Source organism: Streptomyces sp. NPDC051452 (assembly GCF_044454765.1).
Taxonomy (GTDB): Bacteria; Actinomycetota; Actinomycetes; order Streptomycetales; family Streptomycetaceae; genus Streptomyces.
In genome coordinates, this window is sequence record NZ_JBITEB010000004.1 from 550,530 (window position 1) to 569,738 (window position 19,209).

Annotated in this window: 18 protein-coding genes and 1 pseudogene; 9 read left to right on the forward strand and 10 right to left on the reverse strand. The window is 71.8% G+C overall.

The window, feature by feature from the left end; all coding sequences use genetic code 11:
- Positions 1 to 18 precede the first annotated feature (18 nt).
- Together ACIBA9_RS14735 and ACIBA9_RS14740 are read right to left on the reverse strand one after the other, a co-directional pair.
- A complete protein-coding gene (locus ACIBA9_RS14735) occupies positions 19 to 648 on the reverse strand; it encodes a TetR/AcrR family transcriptional regulator (RefSeq protein ID WP_399362906.1) in 630 nt (209 codons plus the stop codon).
- A gap of 76 nt (positions 649 to 724) precedes the next feature.
- A complete protein-coding gene (locus ACIBA9_RS14740; RefSeq protein WP_399362908.1) occupies positions 725 to 2,311 on the reverse strand; it encodes an MFS transporter in 1,587 nt (528 codons plus the stop codon).
- Positions 2,312 to 2,504: 193 nt separating this feature from the next.
- Here ACIBA9_RS14740 and panB point away from each other — a divergent pair, with 193 nt between their 5' ends.
- The 4 genes and pseudogenes from panB to ACIBA9_RS14760 all read left to right on the forward strand — a co-directional run bounded on the left by panB (position 2,505) and on the right by ACIBA9_RS14760 (position 6,498).
- Positions 2,505 to 3,371: a 3-methyl-2-oxobutanoate hydroxymethyltransferase gene (gene panB, locus ACIBA9_RS14745; protein ID WP_362157292.1), complete on the forward strand. Its 867-nt coding sequence runs from the start codon at positions 2,505 to 2,507 to the stop codon at positions 3,369 to 3,371.
- 71 nt (positions 3,372 to 3,442) lie between these two features.
- Positions 3,443 to 4,446 (forward strand): annotated as a pseudogene (locus ACIBA9_RS14750) (IS5 family transposase).
- A gap of 208 nt (positions 4,447 to 4,654) precedes the next feature.
- A complete protein-coding gene (locus tag ACIBA9_RS14755) occupies positions 4,655 to 5,680 on the forward strand; it encodes an ATP-binding cassette domain-containing protein (RefSeq protein WP_399362910.1) in 1,026 nt (341 codons plus the stop codon).
- Positions 5,677 to 6,498: an ABC transporter permease gene (locus tag ACIBA9_RS14760; RefSeq protein ID WP_393898290.1), complete on the forward strand. Its 822-nt coding sequence runs from the start codon at positions 5,677 to 5,679 to the stop codon at positions 6,496 to 6,498. Before ACIBA9_RS14755 ends, ACIBA9_RS14760 begins: the two co-directional genes overlap by 4 nt.
- A gap of 11 nt (positions 6,499 to 6,509) precedes the next feature.
- On the opposite strand, the gene ACIBA9_RS14765 is transcribed toward ACIBA9_RS14760, so the two are convergent.
- Positions 6,510 to 9,770 (reverse strand): BTAD domain-containing putative transcriptional regulator, encoded by a 3,261-nt coding sequence (locus ACIBA9_RS14765; RefSeq protein ID WP_399362913.1) that lies wholly within the window; start codon positions 9,768 to 9,770, stop codon positions 6,510 to 6,512.
- A gap of 231 nt (positions 9,771 to 10,001) precedes the next feature.
- Positions 10,002 to 10,778 carry a DUF6578 domain-containing protein gene (locus ACIBA9_RS14770; RefSeq protein WP_399362915.1) on the reverse strand — a complete coding sequence of 259 codons (777 nt, stop codon included), beginning with the start codon at positions 10,776 to 10,778 and terminating at the stop codon, positions 10,002 to 10,004.
- 110 nt (positions 10,779 to 10,888) lie between these two features.
- Here ACIBA9_RS14770 and ACIBA9_RS14775 point away from each other — a divergent pair, with 110 nt between their 5' ends.
- Entirely contained in the window at positions 10,889 to 11,689 is an 801-nt protein-coding gene (locus tag ACIBA9_RS14775) for a site-2 protease family protein (RefSeq protein ID WP_399362917.1), read from the forward strand.
- Here the strand turns inward: ACIBA9_RS14775 and ACIBA9_RS14780 are convergent.
- The 3 genes from ACIBA9_RS14780 to ACIBA9_RS14790 form a co-directional block, all read right to left on the reverse strand.
- The gene (locus tag ACIBA9_RS14780; RefSeq protein WP_399362919.1) at positions 11,679 to 11,864 is read right to left on the reverse strand and encodes a hypothetical protein; all 186 of its coding nucleotides are present in this window, start codon (positions 11,862 to 11,864) and stop codon (positions 11,679 to 11,681) included. The genes ACIBA9_RS14775 and ACIBA9_RS14780 overlap by 11 nt on opposite strands.
- Positions 11,865 to 11,931: 67 nt before the next feature.
- Entirely contained in the window at positions 11,932 to 12,636 is a 705-nt protein-coding gene (npdG, locus tag ACIBA9_RS14785; protein ID WP_362157279.1) for an NADPH-dependent F420 reductase, read from the reverse strand.
- 38 nt (positions 12,637 to 12,674) lie between these two features.
- Complete coding sequence (locus ACIBA9_RS14790) at positions 12,675 to 13,748, reverse strand: exo-alpha-sialidase (RefSeq protein ID WP_399362921.1); 1,074 nt, start codon at positions 13,746 to 13,748, stop codon at positions 12,675 to 12,677.
- 107 nt (positions 13,749 to 13,855) lie between these two features.
- On the opposite strand from ACIBA9_RS14790, the gene ACIBA9_RS14795 reads away from it, so the two are divergent.
- Entirely contained in the window at positions 13,856 to 14,452 is a 597-nt protein-coding gene (locus ACIBA9_RS14795; protein ID WP_399362923.1) for a hypothetical protein, read from the forward strand.
- A 501-nt stretch (positions 14,453 to 14,953) separates the two neighbouring features.
- Here the strand turns inward: ACIBA9_RS14795 and ACIBA9_RS14800 are convergent.
- Positions 14,954 to 15,187 (reverse strand): hypothetical protein, encoded by a 234-nt coding sequence (locus ACIBA9_RS14800; RefSeq protein WP_362157273.1) that lies wholly within the window; start codon positions 15,185 to 15,187, stop codon positions 14,954 to 14,956.
- A 58-nt stretch (positions 15,188 to 15,245) separates the two neighbouring features.
- Here ACIBA9_RS14800 and map point away from each other — a divergent pair, with 58 nt between their 5' ends.
- Both map and ACIBA9_RS14810 read left to right on the forward strand, forming a co-directional pair.
- On the forward strand, positions 15,246 to 16,103 hold the full coding sequence (gene map / locus ACIBA9_RS14805) for a type I methionyl aminopeptidase (RefSeq protein WP_399362925.1): 858 nt from the start codon (positions 15,246 to 15,248) through the stop codon (positions 16,101 to 16,103).
- Between the two features lie 133 nt (positions 16,104 to 16,236).
- Entirely contained in the window at positions 16,237 to 16,884 is a 648-nt protein-coding gene (locus ACIBA9_RS14810) for a heme oxygenase (biliverdin-producing) (protein WP_399362927.1), read from the forward strand.
- Between the two features lie 62 nt (positions 16,885 to 16,946).
- Here ACIBA9_RS14810 and ACIBA9_RS14815 read toward each other — a convergent pair whose 3' ends face one another.
- A complete protein-coding gene (locus ACIBA9_RS14815; protein WP_362157267.1) occupies positions 16,947 to 17,144 on the reverse strand; it encodes a hypothetical protein in 198 nt (65 codons plus the stop codon).
- A gap of 120 nt (positions 17,145 to 17,264) precedes the next feature.
- On the reverse strand, positions 17,265 to 17,909 hold the full coding sequence (locus tag ACIBA9_RS14820; protein ID WP_399362929.1) for a PhzF family phenazine biosynthesis protein: 645 nt from the start codon (positions 17,907 to 17,909) through the stop codon (positions 17,265 to 17,267).
- Between the two features lie 151 nt (positions 17,910 to 18,060).
- Here ACIBA9_RS14820 and efeO point away from each other — a divergent pair, with 151 nt between their 5' ends.
- Positions 18,061 to 19,197, forward strand: a complete 1,137-nt coding sequence (gene efeO, locus ACIBA9_RS14825) for an iron uptake system protein EfeO (protein ID WP_399362931.1) — start codon at positions 18,061 to 18,063, stop codon at positions 19,195 to 19,197.
- Positions 19,198 to 19,209: the final 12 nt, after the last annotated feature.

Below are 19,209 nucleotides of genomic sequence, written 5' to 3' on the forward strand. Positions count from 1 at the left end.
GAAACGTGCACACGAGTGCTACGAGGCCGTCGAGCTGACGGGCCGTAGGCCTTCCAGGACCGTGTCGACGATCTCCTCGGCCAGGCCGTCGGGCAACTCGGCGTCGGGCCGCATGATGGTGCGGACGAGCATGGGGCCGACGAACATGTCGTTGGCCAGTTCCAGGTCGACGTCCGGCCGGATCTCGCCGTTGTCCCGGGCGCGTCGCAGCACCTCCATGGCCTGGACGCGCCGGGGCGCTATGACGCCGGCGTGGTAGGCCGCCCAGATCCTGGGGCTGGACTTCATCTGGGCGTACACGTTGTGCAGGATCGCCGACGAGCGGCTGACGAGCCCGCGTTGACGCAGGGACTCCAGCATGGCGACGAGGTCGTCGCGCAGGCAGGTGCCGGGGAGCACCGGGTCGGGGGGTTCGGCGGCGCGTACGACGTCGACGAACAGCTCCTCCTTGCCGCTCCAGCGGCGGTAGATGGTGGCCTTGCCGACCCCGGCCGTCCGCGCGACCCGTTCGATGGACAGCTCGGCGAGGGGCACGCCCTCCTCCAGTAGCTTCACCACGCCCTCCACGATGGCGCGTTCCACGGCTTCGCTGCGCGGGCGGCCCCGCGCCGGGGTACCCGGTCGCGGTGCGCTGTCGGCAAGGCTCACGTCGATCCGTCCTCTCACTGTGCTGCGGGAATTCTCCCGCAGCGGCCTCCTTCCCCCGTGGAGTTCCGCCCGACTCTCAGTCCGTGGCGGCGACCAGTTCCCGCTCGTCCTTGTCCTCGTGGCCCGCCGTCGGCTTGCCCGGCAGGAAGAGGACGGTCACCACGGCGCCGAGCAGCGCGATGCCGGTACCGCACAGGGCGGTGACGTGCATGGCGTGCAGGAACGCGTCGTGGGCGGGGGTGACCAGGGCCTGGCCGCGCGGGCCGAGCTTCTCGGCGATGCCGAGGGTGGCCTCGATGGACTCGCCCGCGGCGTCGCGCAGGCCGGGCGGCAGCGCGCCGAGCCTGCCCTCGATGCCGGTGCGGTAGGAGGACGCGAGCACCGAGCCGAGGACGGCGATGCCGAGCGCGCCGCCGACCTGGCGGAAGGTGTTGCTGAGCGCGGAGGCGGAGCCGGCCTTCTCGCGCGGCAGGGCCTGCATGATGACGACCGAGGTCGGCGTCATGATGTGCGCCATGCCGGTGCCCATGAGGAAGAAGACGACCTCCAGCAGCCAGATCGGCGTGTCGGCCTCGAACGTGGCGAACGCGGCCAGGGTCGCCGCGATCAGCACCAGACCGGCGGTGGTGGTCGCCTTGTTGCCGAAGCGCTCGACGAGCAGCCGGGCGCGCGGCGCGAAGATCAGCTGGGCCAGGGCGAGCGGCAGCATCAGCACACCGGACTCCAGCGGCGAGTACCCGCGCACGCTCTGGGTGTAGAAGACACCGAAGAACGTGACGCCCATCAGCGCGAAGAAGACCAGCGCGATGGCGCTCATGGCGGCCGAGAAGACCTTGTTCTTGAAGTAGGTGACGTCCAGCGACGGGTGGTCGCTGCGCTTCTCGTAGACCACGAATCCGGCCAGGACGACGAGGCCGGCGATGATGGTCGCGAGGACCTTCGCGTCGGTGAAGTCGGCCAGCTCGCCGCCCTTGATGATGCCGTAGACCAGCAGCACCAGGCCGACGACGGACAGGACGACACCGACGGGATCCAGCCGGCCCGGGCTGGGGTCGCGGGAGTCGGGCACCAGCCAGGCCATCAGCACGAGCGCGACGATCACGATCGGCACGTTGACGAAGAAGACCGAGCCCCACCAGAAGTGGTCGAGGAGCGCGCCGCCGGTGATCGGGCCGATGGCGATGGCGAGGCCGACACCGCCCGCCCAGATGCCGATGGCCTTGGGCTGCTCCTCGCGCTCGAAGACGTTCATCAGCACGGCGAGGGTGGCGGGCATGACGAAGGCGGCACCGAGGGCCATCAGGGCGCGGTAGGCGATCAGCTGGCCCGGCGAGCCGGACTCGGCGGCGAGCGCCGAGCCGATGCCGAACACGGCGATGCCGCCGAGCAGCACCTTCTTGCGACCGAGGCGGTCGCCGACGAGGCCGGCGGTGAAGAGGAGACCGGCGAAGACGAGGGTGTAGGCGTTGATCGCCCACTCGATCTGGCTCTGGGTGGCACCCAGGCCGGTCGGCGCCGGGGTGGCGATGGTCTTGATGGCGACGTTCAGGATGGAGTTGTCGAGCACCACGATCAGCAGGCTCAGCATCAACACGCCGAGAATCGCCCAGCGGCGCCGGTGTACGGCCTCCGGTATCCGGGAGGCAGGGACGGAACTTGTCATGCCCGCAAGCCTACGATCATTCCGATACGGAACCGTCTCGTATCTTTATTTCTTTACCAAGGCCTTACATGACTTTCGGCCAAGGGCGGGATCACAGGGGCCCCCTCTGGCCCTGTCTGGCACGAGGTGCCACCATGGAGGGGATCCGGGGACGCCGTCAGGGCGCCTCGAGATGACTGAAGGAGCCGTTGCCATGACGCAGCTTTCGGCTGCCCACACCAAGCCTTCCGACGGCAGCAAGGCGCTGTACGGGGGGAAGGGCACCCGCCGCATCACGGTCCGCGACATCGCCCTCGCCAAGGAACGCGGCGAGAAGTGGCCCATGCTCACCGCCTACGACGCGATGACCGCGTCCGTCTTCGACGAGGCCGGCATCCCGGTGATGCTCGTCGGCGACTCGGCGGGCAACTGCCACCTCGGGTACGAGACCACCGTGCCCGTCACCCTCGACGAGATGACCATGCTCTCCGCGGCCGTCGTCCGCGGCACCCAGCGCGCCCTCATCGTCGGCGACCTGCCCTTCGGCTCCTACCAGGAGGGCCCGGTGCAGGCGCTGCGCTCGGCGACCCGGCTGGTGAAGGAGGCCGGGGTCGGCGCGGTCAAGCTGGAGGGCGGCGAGCGCTCCCACGAACAGATCCGGCTGCTGGTGGAGTCCGGCATCCCGGTGATGGCCCACATCGGCCTCACCCCGCAGTCCGTCAACGCCATGGGCTACCGCGTACAGGGCCGTGGCGAGGAGGCGGCGCAGCAACTGCTGCGCGACGCGAAGGCCGTACAGGACGCCGGCGCGTTCGCGGTCGTGCTGGAGCTGGTGCCGGCGGAGCTGGCGGCCGAGGTCACGCGCGTGCTGCACATCCCGACGGTCGGCATCGGCGCGGGCCCGGAGACGGACGCACAGGTGCTGGTGTGGACCGACATGCTGGGGCTGACGTCCGGCCGGGTACCGAAGTTCGTCAAGCAGTACGCCGACCTGCGTGAGGTCATGGGCAACGCGGCGAAGGCGTTCGCCGAGGACGTCGTCGGCGGGACCTTCCCGCTGGAGGAGCACTCCGTCCACTAGGGCCTGTGTGAGGTCGTGATCATCTCGGGTTCTGGTCCCGTGCGGGGGTGGGACCTGGTAGGACGCTGGGTGTGACACGTACGCAACTTACCGACGAGCAGTGGGAGTTCATCGAGCCGTACCTGCCGATAGGCGAGTACGGTCCGTACCCCGAGCGGCTGCGGGAGCAGTTCGAGGGGGTGATCTGGCGGTTTCGGTCCAGTGCCCAGTGGCGCGAGATGCCCTCCGAGTTCGGACCGTGGCCGACGGTCTACGGGCGCTTTCGCGTCTGGCGGGACGCCGGAGTCTTCTCCGCTCTTCTGGAAGGCATGATCGCCGAGGCCGCTCGCCGGGGACAAACGGACTTGTCCCTGGTCAGCGTGGACTCCACTACTGTCCGCGCCCACCACGACGCAGCCGGGATGCACCTCGGCAAGGACGTCATGGACGCCCTTGAGGAAGCCGCCGCCGAACAGGAGCGGGCCCGGCAAAAAGGGGCGGCCCGCCGGGACAGAACGGGCAGGACGGCGGCGACGACCCCGAGCAGGAAGAGCGACGGCGTATCAGGCGACGGCGCAGGTTCCGGCTGAACCAAGCCCTGCTCGGCAGATCCCGTGGCGGACTGACGAGCAAGATTCATCTCGCCGCGGACCGCAGGTGCCGTCCGCTGTCCCTCGTGCTGACCGCAGGACAGGCCGGCGACAGCCCGCAGTTCGTCCCTGTGTTGCAGAAGATTCGGGTCCGTCTGCCTGTGGGCCGGCCTCGAACCCGGCCCGGCGCTGTCGCCGCGGACAAGGCCTACTCGTCCCGCGCCAACCGCTCTTACCTGCGCAAACGCAGCATCAAGGCAGTCATTCCGGAAAAGAAGGACCAGGCCGCCAACCGGAAGAAGACGGGCCGCCGAGGCGGCCGCCCCACGTGCCACGACCGTGATCTTTACAAGGAGCGGAACACGGTCGAGCGGCTCATCAACAAGCTGAAGGCCTGGCGGGGCATCGCCACTCGATACGACAAATCACCCGAGAGCTACCTCGCCGGCCTCCACCTCCGTGCCTCAATGATCTGGATCAACGACCTGCTGAAGGCAACTGGCTGATCACAACGTCACACAGGCCCTAGGACCACGGCCGACCGAGCCATCGCGGTAACACCGGGCAGCCCGCCGATCGTCCCCCGTCGGCGGGCTGCCGCTTTTCCCGGCGGGCGGCTGCCGTCGAGGCGCGACGGGCGGTTGTCGGAGGGCTGTGGCCGGTTGTCGGTGGGCTGTCGGTGGTTTGTCGGTGGGGGCTGGCATCTTCTTCCCCATGAATCGAATCGACGACAACCCCGCCGGCGTGAACCACGCCGTGTCCGTACGGGGGCTGGTCAAGCACTACGGCGAGACCAAGGCGCTGGACGGGGTCGACCTGGAGGTGCGCCAGGGCACCGTGATGGGTGTGCTCGGGCCGAACGGCGCCGGCAAGACCACCCTCGTACGGATCCTGTCCACCCTGATCACCCCGGACGCGGGCGAGGCCACCGTGGCCGGTTACGACGTCCTGCGCCAGCCCCGGCAGCTGCGCCGGGTGATAGGGCTGACCGGCCAGTACGCCTCGGTGGACGAGAAGCTGCCCGGCTGGGAGAACCTGTACATGATCGGCCAGCTGCTGGACCTGCCCCGCAAGGAGGCCCGCGCCCGCGCCGACGAACTGCTGGAGCGCTTCTCCCTCACCGAGGCGGCCAAGCGCCCGGCGAGCACGTACTCCGGCGGTATGCGCCGCCGGCTGGACCTCGCCGCCTCGATGATCGGCCGGCCCTCCGTGCTCTTCCTGGACGAGCCGACCACCGGACTCGACCCCCGCACCCGCAACGAGGTCTGGGACGAGGTGAAGGCGATGGTCGGCGACGGCGTCACCGTGCTGCTCACCACCCAGTACATGGAGGAGGCCGAGCAGCTCGCCTCCGAACTGACCGTCGTGGACCGCGGCAAGGTCATCGCGGGCGGCCGCATCGAGGAGCTGAAGGCCCGGGTCGGCGGGCGCACCCTGCGCGTACGGCCGGTGGACCCGCTGCAACTGCGCCCGCTCGCCGACATGCTGGACGAGCTGGGCATCACCGGGCTCGCGGCCACCACCGTGGACAACGAGTCCAAGACGCTGCTGGTACCGATCCTCAGCGACGAGCAACTGACCGCCGTGGTCGGCGCCGTCACCGCACGCGGCATCACCATCTCCTCGATCACCACCGAACTGCCCAGCCTGGACGAGGTGTTCCTGTCGCTCACCGGCCACCGTGCCAGTGCCCCGCAGGAGGCCACGCCCGCCGACTCCCGCGAAGAGGTCGCCGTATGAGCGCCACCACCATCACGCCGCCCCGCACGTCCGGCGACACCCGGATCAGCCTGCGCGGGCATCTGCGGCACACCGGCGCGCTCGTGCGGCGCAACCTGCTGTGGATCCGGCAGGACCCGGAGTCGATGTTCGACGCCATCCTGTTCCCGGTGATCTTCACCCTGCTCTTCGTCTACGTCTTCGGCGGCTCGATCGGCAAGGCCATGGGCGGCGGTCAGGACGAGTACGTGCAGTACATCGTGCCCGGACTGATGGCCATGATGGGCATGAACATGGCCCAGGGCGTGGGCACCGGCTTCAACCAGGACTTCAACTCCGGTGTCATGGACCGCTTCCGCTCGCTGCCCATCGGCCGCGGCTCCGTGCTCTTCGCGAAGATCGCGGTGGAGCTGATGCGGATGCTGTTCGCGACGGCGGTGCTGATGGTCGTCGCCGTCCTCGTGGGCTACGACATCCACCACTGGAGCGGGCTGCTGGCCTCCGTGGGACTGTCCGTGGTGTTCGGCTCGTCGCTGATGTGGGTATTCCTCACGCTCGGCGTGATCATGAAGAGCGCGCAGTCCGTGCAGGCCATGGGCTTCCTGGTGTTGATGCCGCTGCAGTTCGGCTCGTCCATCTTCGCGCCGACCGCCTCGATGCCGGGCTGGCTGCAGAACTTCACCGACTACAACCCGCTGTCCGCGCTGGCGGACACCGCGCGCGGCCTGATGGAGGGCGGCCCGGTCGCGCACGACCTGTGGGTGACGCTGATCTGGTCGGTGGGGCTCACCGCGGTCATGGCGCCGGTCGCCATCCACAAGTTCCGGACGAAGAGCTGACCCGCGCCGGGTCAGAGCAGGGCGGTGGCCTCCACGAGGGAGAGGCCACCGCCCTCGGCGTACGCGGACGCGTACGCCTGCGGGCCGAGCCTTCGCCGGATCCGGGCCTCGGTCATCTCGTGCCCCCGGCGCTCCATCACGGACAGCACGTGTCCGGTCGGCAGCATGGCGACGGCGGCGCCCAGACAGCGGGCGGCGTCGGCGGCCCGGTCGCCGTCGCCCTCGTCGAGGCTCGCCAGGGCCATCGCCGCGACGGCGAGGCACAGCGCTCGCAGGTGCGGCGTGATCGCCTGGGACAGGGGGTCCTCGGCGAGCCGCACGGCCCGGCGGACCCGTTCCAGGGCCTGCTCGCCCTGCCCCTCCAGGGCCTCCAGCCAGGCCTCCTGGCTCAGGATCAACGCGTCGAAGACGACGAAGTGGGATATCCTGAACTCTTCGCGCAACAGGCGGAGTTGCTCGCGCGCCTCGGCGAGGCGGTCGGTCAGGCCCAGCCAGCCGGCCAGGAACAGCCGGGCGGCCGGCATCCCCTCGTTGTGCGCGCCCTCCTGGCTCGCGATGACCTCGCGGAGCAGCCGCTCACCGCGCTCGGTCTCGCCCGACTCCAGGTAGGCGGTGCCCAGGCGGGCGCGGAGCACGGCGATCTGGGCGTGGGCGCCCAGGCGTGCGGCGTGCTCGATGGCCGCCTGGTAGTCGGCGGCGGCGTCTAGGTAGGCGCCCATGCGTTCGTGGGCCTCGCCGCGCGCGGACAGCGCCTCGGCGGTGCCCCACTCGTCGCCCAGGCCGCGGTAGATCTCCAGGGCCTCGTCGGCGTCCTGGAAGGCGTCCCGCGCCGAGGTGGTGCGGTTGGCGAGCAGGTTGGCGCGCATCTGCAGGGAGCCGGCCAGTTCCCACTCGAAGCCGGGGGTGTCCCGGCAGGTCCGCACGGCGGCGTCGATGATCGTCTGGAGCCGGTCCACGCCGGTGACGAGCATCTCGGCGAAGAACCAGGCCATGCCGGGTGAGCGGCAGACCTGCGGCAGGCCCGGCTCGTAGACCTGGGTGATGACCCGCAGCTTGGCCCGGGCCTCGGGGGTCTGCCAGTCCTCCAGCTGGGTGTCCATGCAGGCGAGATGGGCGAGGTGGACTCCGCGGCGGGCCTCGGTGAGGAGTTCGCCGGTGAGCGGGGGCGGGATGTCGGTGCTCCGCTGCCAGACCGGGCGGGCCGGGCGGACCGGCTCGGTGAACGGGTCGGGGCCCAGCGCCATCACCTCCTGGCACCAGCCTCGGCACTCGATGCGCAGATCGCGCATCTGCCAGTACCAGACCAGGGACAGCACCAGGCACAGCCCCTCCTGCTCGTCGCCGAGGGTGACGGCGTGCCGCAGCGCGGTGCGCAGGTTCTCGTACTCCAGCTGGAACCGCTCGATGGCGGCGCGCTGTTCGGGGCCGCGCAGCAACGGGTCGGTGGTGCGGGCGAGTTCGCGATAGTACGTGAGGTGGGCGCGCTCGGCGTCGGCGCGGCCACCGGTCTCGTCGAGCCGTTCGGCGGCGTACTCGGCGACGGTCTCCAGGAGCCGGTAGCGCATGCCGTTCCCGGGTGCGGGGGCCGCCACCACGAGGGACTTGTCGACCAGGGAGCCGAGCGCGTCCAGGGCGGCCGGACCGCACACGGCCTCGGCCGCGGCCAGATCGCAGCCGCCCGCGAAGACGGACAGCCGGGACAGCACGTCCCGTTCGTCGGTGGCCAGCAGGTCCCAGGACCAGTCCACGACGGCGCGCAGGGTCTGCTGGCGGGGCAGCACGGTGCGGCTGCCGGAGGTGAGCAGCCGGAAGCGGTCGTCGAGCCGGTCGGCTATCTGCCGGGGGGTGAGCATGCGCAGCCGGGCCGCGGCCAGCTCGATGGCCAGGGGCAGCCCGTCCAGCCGCCGGCAGATCTCGGCGCAGGCGCCGGGGTCGTCCTCGACACGGAAGCCGGAGCGGGCCGCCGCGCCCCGCTCGGCCAGCAGCCGCAGGGCGACCGGCTCGGGCAGCGGTTCCACCGGCCGCACCAGTTCACCCGGCACGCCGAGGGGCTCGCGGCTGGTGGCGAGGACGGTCAGCTCGGGGCAGCGGGCCAGCAGGCGTTCGGTGAGCCGGGCGGCCGCCTCGATCACGTGCTCGCAGTTGTCCAGGATGATCAGCATCCGGCGCCGGGCGCAGTGTTCCACGAGCCGTTCGACGGGGTCGTGCCGGTCGGCGACCGCGCGCATGCCGTCCACACCGGCGCCGTGCAGCAAGGTCTCGCGGGCGCCGATCGCGGTGAGGACGGCCTGCGGGACGGCGGCCGGGTCGTCCACGGGGGCCAGTTCGGCCAGCCACACCCCGTCGGGAGCGGTGTGCCGTACCGCCTCGGCGGTCTCCTGGGACAGCCGGGTCTTCCCGGCGCCGCCGGGCCCGAGCAGGGTGACCAGGCGGGCGGCCGCGAGATCGGCGCCGACGGCCTCGATGTCGCTCTCCCGGCCGACGAACGAGGTCAGCCGGGCGGGGAGGTTGCCGGCCCGGGGGGCGGGCTGCGCGTCCGGCGGGGCCTCGGTCAGCAACTCGGCGTGCAGGGCGCGCAGTTCGGGACCGGGATCGGAGCCGAGCCGGTCGGCGAGCAGCCGGCGCACCTCCTCGTAGCCCGCGAGCGCCTGGGCCGGGCGGCCGGCGTCGCGCAGGGCGCGCAGCCGCAGCGCCTGGAGCGGTTCGTCCAGCGGGTGGCCTTCGCACAGCGCGGTCAGCTCCGGCAGCGCCTGCTCGGCCTGTCCGAGGGCGAGGGCGGCGGCGTGCCAGGCGCGCAGAGCGTCGAGGCGGCGGCTCTCCCAGCGGGCCGCCTCGGCGGTGTGGCCGGGCAGGTCGGCGAGGGCGGGGCCCTGCCACAGGGATAGGGCCTCGTCGAGGACGGCGGCGGCCTTGGGGGCGTCGCCGTCGGCGAGGGCGCGCAGGCCGTCGGCGGTGAGCCGGTCGAAGCGGACGAGGTCGATGTCGTCGGGGGCGGCGGTGAGCCGGTAGCCGCCGTCGACGGAGGCGACGGCGGCCGCGCCGAGGGCCCGCCGCAGCCGGCCGACGAGCGCCTGCAGCGCGCCGGCCGCGTCGGCGGGCGGGCCGGCGTCCCACACCTCGTCGACCAGCACGCCGACCGGGACGGTCCGGCCGGCCCGCAGCGCGAGCACGCTCAGCAGAGCACGCAGCCGCGCCCCGCCGACCGGGACGGCCGTGCCGTCGGGACGGATTGCCTGGGTGGTGCCGAGCAGCCGATATCGCACGGAGCCCATTCTCCCCGGAGCCCTCACCACCACTCACGGGGTCCACCCGGCGCGGCGCGGGATCCCTCGGGGGCGGGGGCGGAAGTCTCGGGGGCGGATCCCTTCAGGGTCGGGGACGGGAGTCTCGGGGTCGGAGGTGGATCCCTCGGGGGCGGGGGCGAAACCCCCGGGGCCGGGGTCGGGGACCTCAGCGGCGGATACCTCGGAGTCGGGGGAGGAACCCTCGGGATCGGGGGCGGATCACTCGGATCCCTCGGGATCGGGGGCGGAACCTTCGAGGCTGGGAGCGGGAGCCTCCGGGTCGGGGACGGAACCTTCGAGGCCGAGGGCGGGAGCCTGCGGGCCGGGGGCAGGGGCCCCCGGAGCGGTGTCCGGGGCCTGCGGACTCCGGGCAGCGGCCCCCAGCCCCGGCGCGATACCGGACCCCTCGGCGCCCGGGGCGAAACACCCAGGGGCGGGGGCGGACGCCTCCGGGGCGGGGACCCCCGACCCCGGGGTCCCCGAGTCCGTCGCGTGAGCCCCCGGGGCGCTGTTCGGGAGGATGGGGCTGGTTCCCGTTACGTCCAGGGTGACCAGGGCGCCCTTGGTGTGGTGGATGCGGTGGGGGCCCGGGGTCCGGCCGGGTTCCTCGGTCTCGAACCACTTCGGGCAGGAGTCGACGGACTGCGGGGTCCACGCTCCCGGCACCTGTTCCATCCGGTACGGGGACGGCAGGAGAATCGGCTCCCCGGGCTCCGTGCCCGCGCGCGCCCGGGCCCGGTCGATACGCTCCAGGGCACGCTGGTCGGTGTAGGCCACATACTCCTGGCGCACCAGGTCGATGGCGTGGACGCGGCCAGTGGTCGCCTGGTCGGGGCCGCCGTGGTTCTCCACCCAGGCCTCGGCGCCGTGGTACTCGTCCCGGTGGGTGTCCGGGGCGACGGCCACGAGCCGCCAGCCGACCTCGTCGCCCACCGCGAAGGGGGTGCCGCAGCACCCCATCTGCCAGTCCTCGTAGAACACCCTGATCCGTGCCATCCCCCCACCCTCCAGGAACCGGACGGGCGCCGCGAGACGTTTTCCCCTCACGTGCGCGGCCGGTACGGTCGCAGTTCCCGACCGACCCCCGGCACCCCAGGAGCCCGCAGATGACGACCGCCACCACCCGCCACGGTGATCGACGGGTCAGCCCCGTGTTCGTCGGGATCCTGGCCGTGACGGCGGTGACCGGCTGGGCCACCTGGACGGGCTTCGCCGAGCAGCCGGGCATCGCGGTGTTCCTGTTCGTGACCGCGACCTGGATCGTCTCCCTGTGCCTGCACGAGTACGCGCACGCGCGCACCGCCCTGCACAGCGGGGACATCTCGGTCGGCGCGAAGGGCTATCTCACCCTCAACCCGCTGAAGTACACGCACGCCCTGCTCAGCATCGTGCTCCCGGTGCTGTTCGTGATCATGGGCGGGATCGGCCTGCCGGGCGGCGCGGTGTTCATCGAGCGCGACCACATCAAGGGCCGCTGGCGGCACAGCCTGATCTCGGCGGCGGGCCCGCTGACGAACGTGCTGTTCGCGGCGGTGTGCACGGCCCCGTTCTGGCTGCACGCGCTGGACGGCGTCCCCCGCGACTTCCGGTACGCGCTGGCGTTCCTCGCCCTGCTCCAGGTGACGGCGGCGATCCTGAACTTCCTGCCGGTGCCGGGCCTCGACGGGTACGGCGTGCTGGAGCCCTGGCTTTCGTACAAGGTCAAGCGGCAGGTGGAGCCGTTCGCGCCGTTCGGTCTGCTGTTCGTGTTCGCGCTGCTGTGGGTGCCGTCCGTCAACAGCGTCTTCTTCGACATGATCGACGCGATCCTGCGGGCCCTCGGTATCGACGTCCTGGACCAGGCTTGCGGTCAGGAGCTGTACCGGTTCTGGCAGGGCACCAACGAGTACTGCGCGGTCATCCGCTGAGGGAGCCGCTCCCGGCCGCCTTGCCGCGCTTGAGGTAGTACCAGGTCATGTTGGACGTCAGGCCCGCCAGCAGCACCCAGACGATCCCCAGCCAGCTGCCCTGGGCGAAGGAGACGACCGCCGCGGCGACGGCGAGGACGCAGACGGCGAGGGTGTACAGGGCGATGCGGGGCATGAAGCTCGGCTCCTTGCGGGGGGGACACTGCTACGACGACCAGTGTCCCCCATGGCTCCGGCCCGGCTCACACGTCGGTGACGCGCAGCCCGGCGTGTGCCTTGTAGCGGCGGTTGACGGAGATCAGGTTCGCGACGAGCGACTCGACCTGGTGGGCATTGCGCAGCCGGCCCGCGAAGACGCCCCGCATGCCGGGGATCCGCCCGGCCAGCGCCTGCACGATCTCCACGTCGGCGCGCTCCTCGCCGAGCACCATCACATCGGTGTCGATCTGCTCGATCTCCGGGTCCTGGAGCAGCACCGCCGACAGGTGGTGGAAGGCGGCGGCGACCCGGGAGTCGGGCAGCAGGGCGGCGGCCTGCTCGGCGGCGCTGCCCTCCTGCGGCTTGAGCGCGTAGGCGCCCTTCTTGTCGAAGCCGAGCGGGTTGACGCAGTCCACGACGAGCTTGCCGGCCAGCTCCTCGCGCAGGGACTTCAGCGTGTCGCCGTGGCCGTCCCACGGTACGGCGACGATCACGATGTCACTGCGTCGCGCGGCCTCGGCGTTGTCGGCGCCCTCGACGCCGTGGCCGAGTTCGCCGGCGGCGGCCTGGGCGCGCTCGGCGGAGCGGGAGCCGATGATCACCTTCTGGCCGGCCCGGGCGAGCCGGTAGGCGAGTCCCTTGCCCTGCGGCCCGGTGCCGCCGAGCACGCCGACGACGTGTCCGGAGACGTCGGGCAGGTCCCAGGGGTCCTTGGCGGGGGCCTTCTGTGCGCTGTCGCTAGAGGTCATGGGCCCGACTCTACGTCCGCCGCGGGGCCCGCACCGGGTCAGGTCAGCCGGTGCACGGGCACCCGGCGGAAGGTGATCGTCTCGTAGGCGCCGAAGTCGCCGGTCTCGTACAGCAGCCCGACCGTGTCGGGGTCGAGGCGGACCAGGTCGGAGTAGGCGGCGGGCAGTCCGTCGACGGTGTGGACGCTGCGCCAGGTGGTGCCGGCGTCGGTCGAGGCGCGCAGGGTCATCAGGGCGCGGGCGGCGGGGTCGGCCGGGGCGGAGAACAGCAGCAGGTCCGGGTCGCGCAGTTGCAGGACGGAGGCCTCGCAGACCGGTGCGGTCAGTCCGGCCTGGGGCCGGAAGGGCTTGACGAGGGTGCGCCCGCCGTCCGCGGAGTGGGCGTCGGCGCGGCTGCCGGGGGCCGGGGAGTCGTTGCGGGTGTTGAAGTAGACGCGGCCGTCGGGGAGTTCGGCGGCGGTGGTCTCGTTGACGTTGACGTATCCGTCGGTGTTCTCGTCCAGGTAGCCGAGGTACCAGTTCTGGCCGCGGTCGTCGCTGAGCAGGCAGTGACCGCTGTTGTACTTCGGCTCGGCGCCGGTGTCGGCGCCGGTGGGCGGCAGGGTGTGGTTGGCCGGGACGAGGACGCGGCCGGTGCTCAGCTGGAGGGCGTGCCCGGGGGTGGTGGCGTACCAGCGCCAGCCGGGCTTCTTGACCTGGGCGGTGATCTCCCTGGGCGCGGACCAGGTGAGGCCGTCGTCGTCGCTGTGCTGCACCCACACGCGCCGGCCGTCGGCGTCCGCGACCTGTCCGCGCAGGATGGCGGCCTCGGTGGCGCCGGCCGCGGCGCGGACGTGCACGAGCAGGATCCGGCCGGTGTCGAGGACGACGGGGGCGGGGTTGCCGGCGAGGTCGCCGCCGTTGCTCGCGGCGACCCGCGGCGGGCCCCAGGTGCGGCCCCCGTCCGTCGACCGTTTGACCACGATGTCGATGTGGCCGTGGTCGGCCGGGGAGTCGACCCGGCCCTCGCAGAAGGCGAGCAGGGTACGGCCCCGGGTGACGACCACCGCCGGGATCCGGTAGGCGGCGTATCCCTCGTGGCCCGCGCGGAAGGGGACGGACAGGTCGGTCACGGGGCGGCTCCTCCTGCGGACGGCATCGCCCCGTCTGCTTCCCCGGTCGGGCGAATTCGGGGTGAACTCCACGTCACGAGTGTCCGGTTGCGGCAGGATGCGGGCTCATGGACGCCGTACGGGTCGCGTTGTTGCGGGAAGTGCTCGCCGGGACCGAGTGGCTGGGGGCCACCCGCGCGTTCGCGGGGGTGCTGCGCGGGTCGGTGGTGGCGCACGGGGGCGGGCTGCTGCTGGTGGGCACGCCCGCGTACGAGCCCTGGCATCTGGCGGCGCACCTGGTGGACGAGGCGGCCTGGTCGGGCACGCCGGAGCTGGCGCCGACCCTGGTACGGCATCGCGCGCGCCCGTCCGACCCCGCGCACCTGGCCGTCGGGCCGGGCCGGATCTCGGCGGCGCGGCGCGGTGAGACGCTGCTGGTCGTGGCCCCCGAGGAGCCTGCCTCGCTGCTGGAGCGGGTGTACGACGCCCGGCGGGCCGGGGTGACGGTGCTGGCGCTGGGTGCGGGCGGCGGGGAGCTGGCCGCGATGGCCCATGACACTTTGGCCGTGCCGGCGGGGGCGGAACTGGACCTGGACAGCGTGCAGCACCTGGTCAGCGCGGCGGCCGGCGAGAACGCGGGCCCGACACGGGCGCGCCGGGGCTTCAGGGACCGCCTCGTCCGCCTGGCCGAGACCCTGACCGCCCCACCCCCGGCCCCCTGGTGAGGGCGCGCCCACGGAACACGGCGTGAGAAACCGACCCGGCGGGGTGCCGCCCTAGGCGGATCGGCACCTCCCGCACCACGAGCTGCGACGAGACGCTCCCGGCCGGCCCTCGGCGCCCCGGGCCGGTGTGCGGGCCTCGGTGGTCTCCGGCGTGCGCGAGGGCCCTGGGGCTGGTCGCCCGCGGACACGGCGGGAGAGACCGACCCGCGCGGGTGCCGCCCTCGGCGGATCGGCACCTCCCGGACCGCCAGCTGCGACCAGACGATCCCGGCCGGCCCCGGACGAGCGATCTCGCCACCCGGGCGGTGTGCGGGCCTCTTGGGGCTGCTCGTGCCGTGCCTGCCGGGGCCGGTGGCGTGCGGGCGCCGGAGGACCGACGAGCACGCGGTCGGGACGCGCCGGCGGCGCGCCGTCGCCGGGGAGCCCGTGGCCCCCCGCTTGATCAGTCGCCGTGGAGCCCGTGGACCCCCGGCCGATCAGTCGCCGCCGGGAGTCGCGGCGTCACTCGTCGTCGGGTTTGCCCTGCGCGGAGGCGTCGTGCCAGCGCGGGTCGTTCTCCCACTCCAGGTTGCGTTCACGCGCGATGTCCAGCGCGTGCTGGGCCTCCTCGCGGGAGGCGTACGGCCCGAAGCGGTCCTTGCCCGGACAGTCCGGGCCCTCCTCGACCTTCTTGTGCTCCAGGCAGTAGAACCACTCACCGGGCTTGCCGGCCGTACGCTTCTTGAACAGGGCCATGAAGTGCTCCTCTCGCCATCGACATGTTCCCCCATGTCCGCTGGATAGACTCGCCGGCATGTCTGGCCAGTCGCTGCTCGTACCAGGGGAGCTGTCCCCCATCCGTTCCGTGCCCGGAAACATCCGCCGCCCCGAGTACGTCGGCAAACCCGCGCCGACGCCGTACACCGGGCCGGAGGTGCAGACCCCGGAGACCATCGAGGCCATGCGGACCGCCGGCCGTATCGCCGCGCGGGCGATGGCGGAGGCCGCGAAGATCATCGCGCCCGGGGTCACCACGGACCAGTTGGACAAGGTCGCCCACGACTACATGTGCGACCACGGCGCCTATCCGTCCACGCTCGGTTACCGCGGCTTCCCCAAGTCGCTGTGCACCTCGGTCAACGAGGTCATCTGTCACGGCATCCCGGACTCGACGGTCCTCAGGGACGGCGACATCGTCAACCTGGACGTGACCGCGTACATCGGCGGGGTGCACGGCGACAACAACGCCACCTACCTGGTCGGGGAGGTGGACGAGGAGTCCCGGCTGCTGGTGGAGCGCACCCGCGAGTCCCTCGACCGAGCCATCAAGGCCGTGAAGCCCGGCCGCCAGATCAACATCATCGGCCGGGTCATCGAGTCGTACGCCAAGCGCTTCGGCTACGGGGTGGTCCGTGACTTCACCGGTCACGGCATCAACTCGTCCTTCCACTCCGGGCTGATCATCCCGCACTACGACAGCCCGCACGCCACGACGGTCATGCAGCCGGGCATGACCTTCACGATCGAGCCGATGCTCACGCTGGGCACCCACGAGTACGACCTGTGGGAGGACGGCTGGACGGTCGTGACGAAGGACCGCAGGCGTACCGCCCAGTTCGAGCACACGCTGGTGGTGACGGACACCGGCGCGGAGATCCTCACCCTGCCGTGATGGCGGCCGAGCCCGCTCCCTGCCCGGGGGCGGGCTTTCTCTTGTAGTGTTTTACCGACAGCATGTCGGGAACGTTACCGACACGGGGTCGGCAAGGGCATTGACCGGTAGGGCTTACTCAGAGGATGGGCCGATGGACTCCTTCTCGTCCCTCATCCGCACCGCTTCGCGCGAGCAGCACATGGAAGCGGAGACCTCGACGTTCATGAGCGACCTGCTCGGCGGCCGGCTCGGCGTGGACGCCTACGCCCGCTACACCGAACAGCTGTGGTTCGTCTACGAGGCCCTGGAGAGCACGGCCGGGCGGCTGACGGCTGACCCGGTGGCCGGGCCGTTGATCCGGCCCGAGCTGCTGCGGCTGCCGGCGCTGGAGCGGGACCTGGCGCATCTACGGGGTCCGGACTGGCGGCAGGGGCTGAGCGCTCTGCCGGAGACCCGGGCGTACGCGGACCGGGTGCGCGAGTGCGCCGAGGCCTGGCCGGGTGGTTACGTCGCCCACCACTACACCCGCTACCTGGGCGACCTGTCGGGCGGTCAGATCATCCGCGACAAGGCGGAGAGGACGTGGGGCTTCGCCAGGAAGGGCGACGGCGTCCGCTTCTACGTCTTCGAGGAGATCGGCAACCCGGCCGCTTTCAAGCGCGGCTACCGGGAGCTGCTGGACGCGATCACGGTGGACGACCTGGAGAAGCAGCGGGTGGTGGGCGAGTGCAAGCGGGCGTTCACGCTGAACACGGGCGTCTTCCGGGCGCTGGGCGAGGAGTTCCCGCTGTCCGCGTGAGCCGTGACGACTGGGCCCCCTCGGCGCGCGGGACGCGCGTGAGGGGGCCCGGATCAATCACCTCAGCGCAGGTAGTCGCTGCAGTGGACGCCGCTCCAGGCCGCGTGGTTGTAGAGGGAGTTGAGTTCGCCCGCGTACGGGCTACAGACGGGCCCGCTGTCGTCGCGGTCGTCGTGGTCGGAGGCACTGGCCGACGTGGCGCCGGTGGCGGCCAGGGCGGCGGCGAGGACGGTCGCGGCCACGACTGAACGGATGCGCATGGTGCTCCTCTCGGGGAGGCTCAAGTGGTCACGCCCAGAGGTCCCCGTTCCCTCCCTCCCGCACACGTGGGTCCACCCGAACGGAGCCCCTATCACCACCCGCGCGCCCGCGCACCTCGGTCACCGCTCCAGGTGGACGCGCCCGCCGACCTCGACCCAGCCGTGCGGCTGGGGCGCGGTGAGGATCTGCGATCCCGCGCCCTGGGTGATGTTCAGCGCCCGGCCCAGCCGGTCGGTCAGCAGCAGGGCGGCCGCACCGGTGGCCTCGTCCTCGTCGATGCCGTCGCCCCGGCCCGGGAAGGCACGGGCCCTGACCCGTCCGGCCGCCTCGTCCTCCCAGGCCCAGGCGTAGATCCACTCCCCCGGCGGCGGCACGTCGAGCGCGTCCACCTCCGCGGCGCTCGCGAACCGACGCAGGGTGCGCGGCGGGGCCCACTCCGCACGGGCCTCGATCCAGCTGAACTCGCCGTCCAGCCGGACGCCGACCACTCCGGCGGGGGTGACCAGTTCGGGTACGTCCAGCAGCCAGCCGGTGCCGACGCAGGGGTGACCGGCGAACGGCAGCCGCAGGGCGGGTGTGTAGATGTCGATCACCCCGCGCTCGGAGTCGTCGACGAACACGGTCTCGCTGAAACCGAGTTTGGCCGCCAGCGCCTGGCGTTCGCCGCGACCGGGGACGGTCGCGCCGTCGCGGACGACGCCGAGTTCGTTGCCGTATCCGCCGTCCGGGCCGCAGAAGACGCGGAGTACGTCGTAGTCAGTCACGCGGGCATTGAACCTCATGATCGCGTGGACGGTCCGCGCCGGCGGGCGTTCGCGTGAGAGCTGAATCACGACCCCGGGGGAGGTTGGTCAGGTAAGCCTCATGTAAGTTAGGGCAGCCTCACCACACCGTCGTTCCCGTCTTGGAGCCCGTATGCGTGCCGCCCGACTCACCGTCACCGCCGCCGTCGCGACGGCGGCCCTGACCGCCCTCTCGGCCTGCACTGCGAAGAGCGACGCCAAGGGCGGGGACGCCATCCAGGTCACCGCGGCCGACTCCAAGTGCGAGACCTCCGCCACGTCCGTTCCGGCCGGCCAGGTCACCCTGCAGATAGAGAACAAGGGCTCCAAGGCCACCGAGGTGGAGATCCTCTTCCCGGACGACCGGATCGTCTCGGAGAAGGAGAACATCGGCCCGGGCACCAGGTACACGCTGACCGCCGAGGTGAAGGCCGGGTCGTACGAGATCGCCTGCCGCCCCGGTATGAAGGGCCACGGCGTCCGGCAGAAGCTCGACGTGACCGGCTCCGGCAAGAGCGCCAAGCGCGACCCGAGGCTCGACCAGGCCGTCGCGGGCTACCGCCAGTACGCCCAGGACCAGGCCGACGCCACCGTGCCGCTCGCCGAGACCTTCGCCAAGGCCATCAAGGACGACGACCTCGACGCCGCGAAGAAGGCCTACTCCCCCTCCCGGCTCGGCTGGGAGCGCACCGAGCCGGTCGCGGAGTCCTTCGGTGACATCGACCCGAAGACCGACGCCCGCGCCGACGGCCTGGAGAAGGGCCAGAAGTGGACCGGCTGGCACCGGCTGGAGAAGTCCCTCTGGCAGGACCAGAAGATCGGCGCCGCGGAGAAGACCCTCGCCGACCAGCTGGTGAGCGACCTGAAGGACTGGCAGAAGCGGGTCGGCAAGGCCGAGATCACCCCCTCCTCCATGGCCAACGGCGCCAAGGAACTCCTCGACGAGGTCGCCACCGGCAAGGTCACCGGCGAGGAGGACCGCTACTCGCACACCGACCTGGCCGACTTCAAGGGCAACGTCGAGGGCGCGCAGAAGGCCTACGAGCTGCTGAAGCCGGTCGCCGCGAAGAACGACGCGGCGCTGACCACCGAGCTGGACAAGCAGTTCACGGCCCTGAACACGCTGCTGGACAAGTACCGCTCGAACAAGACCTCCTACGACTTCGTCTCCTACGACAAGGTCGGCAAGGACCAGCGCAAGGAGCTGTCGGACGCGGTGAACGCGCTGGCCGAGCCGCTGTCGAAGCTCGCCGCCGCGGTCGTCAAGTAAACGGAACCGGGA

Coding starts and splice junctions, on each gene's coding strand:
- ACIBA9_RS14740 (WP_399362908.1), bottom strand. CDS start 2,311: ATGACAAGTTCCGTCCCTGCCTCCCGGATACCGGAGGCCGTACACCGG.
- panB (WP_362157292.1), top strand. CDS start 2,505: ATGACGCAGCTTTCGGCTGCCCACACCAAGCCTTCCGACGGCAGCAAG.
- ACIBA9_RS14755 (WP_399362910.1), top strand. CDS start 4,655: ATGAATCGAATCGACGACAACCCCGCCGGCGTGAACCACGCCGTGTCC.
- ACIBA9_RS14760 (WP_393898290.1), top strand. CDS start 5,677: ATGAGCGCCACCACCATCACGCCGCCCCGCACGTCCGGCGACACCCGG.
- ACIBA9_RS14765 (WP_399362913.1), bottom strand. CDS start 9,770: ATGGGCTCCGTGCGATATCGGCTGCTCGGCACCACCCAGGCAATCCGT.
- ACIBA9_RS14770 (WP_399362915.1), bottom strand. CDS start 10,778: ATGGCACGGATCAGGGTGTTCTACGAGGACTGGCAGATGGGGTGCTGC.
- ACIBA9_RS14775 (WP_399362917.1), top strand. CDS start 10,889: ATGACGACCGCCACCACCCGCCACGGTGATCGACGGGTCAGCCCCGTG.
- ACIBA9_RS14780 (WP_399362919.1), bottom strand. CDS start 11,864: ATGCCCCGCATCGCCCTGTACACCCTCGCCGTCTGCGTCCTCGCCGTC.
- npdG (WP_362157279.1), bottom strand. CDS start 12,636: ATGACCTCTAGCGACAGCGCACAGAAGGCCCCCGCCAAGGACCCCTGG.
- ACIBA9_RS14795 (WP_399362923.1), top strand. CDS start 13,856: ATGGACGCCGTACGGGTCGCGTTGTTGCGGGAAGTGCTCGCCGGGACC.
- ACIBA9_RS14800 (WP_362157273.1), bottom strand. CDS start 15,187: ATGGCCCTGTTCAAGAAGCGTACGGCCGGCAAGCCCGGTGAGTGGTTC.
- map (WP_399362925.1), top strand. CDS start 15,246: ATGTCTGGCCAGTCGCTGCTCGTACCAGGGGAGCTGTCCCCCATCCGT.
- ACIBA9_RS14810 (WP_399362927.1), top strand. CDS start 16,237: ATGGACTCCTTCTCGTCCCTCATCCGCACCGCTTCGCGCGAGCAGCAC.
- ACIBA9_RS14815 (WP_362157267.1), bottom strand. CDS start 17,144: ATGCGCATCCGTTCAGTCGTGGCCGCGACCGTCCTCGCCGCCGCCCTG.
- efeO (WP_399362931.1), top strand. CDS start 18,061: ATGCGTGCCGCCCGACTCACCGTCACCGCCGCCGTCGCGACGGCGGCC.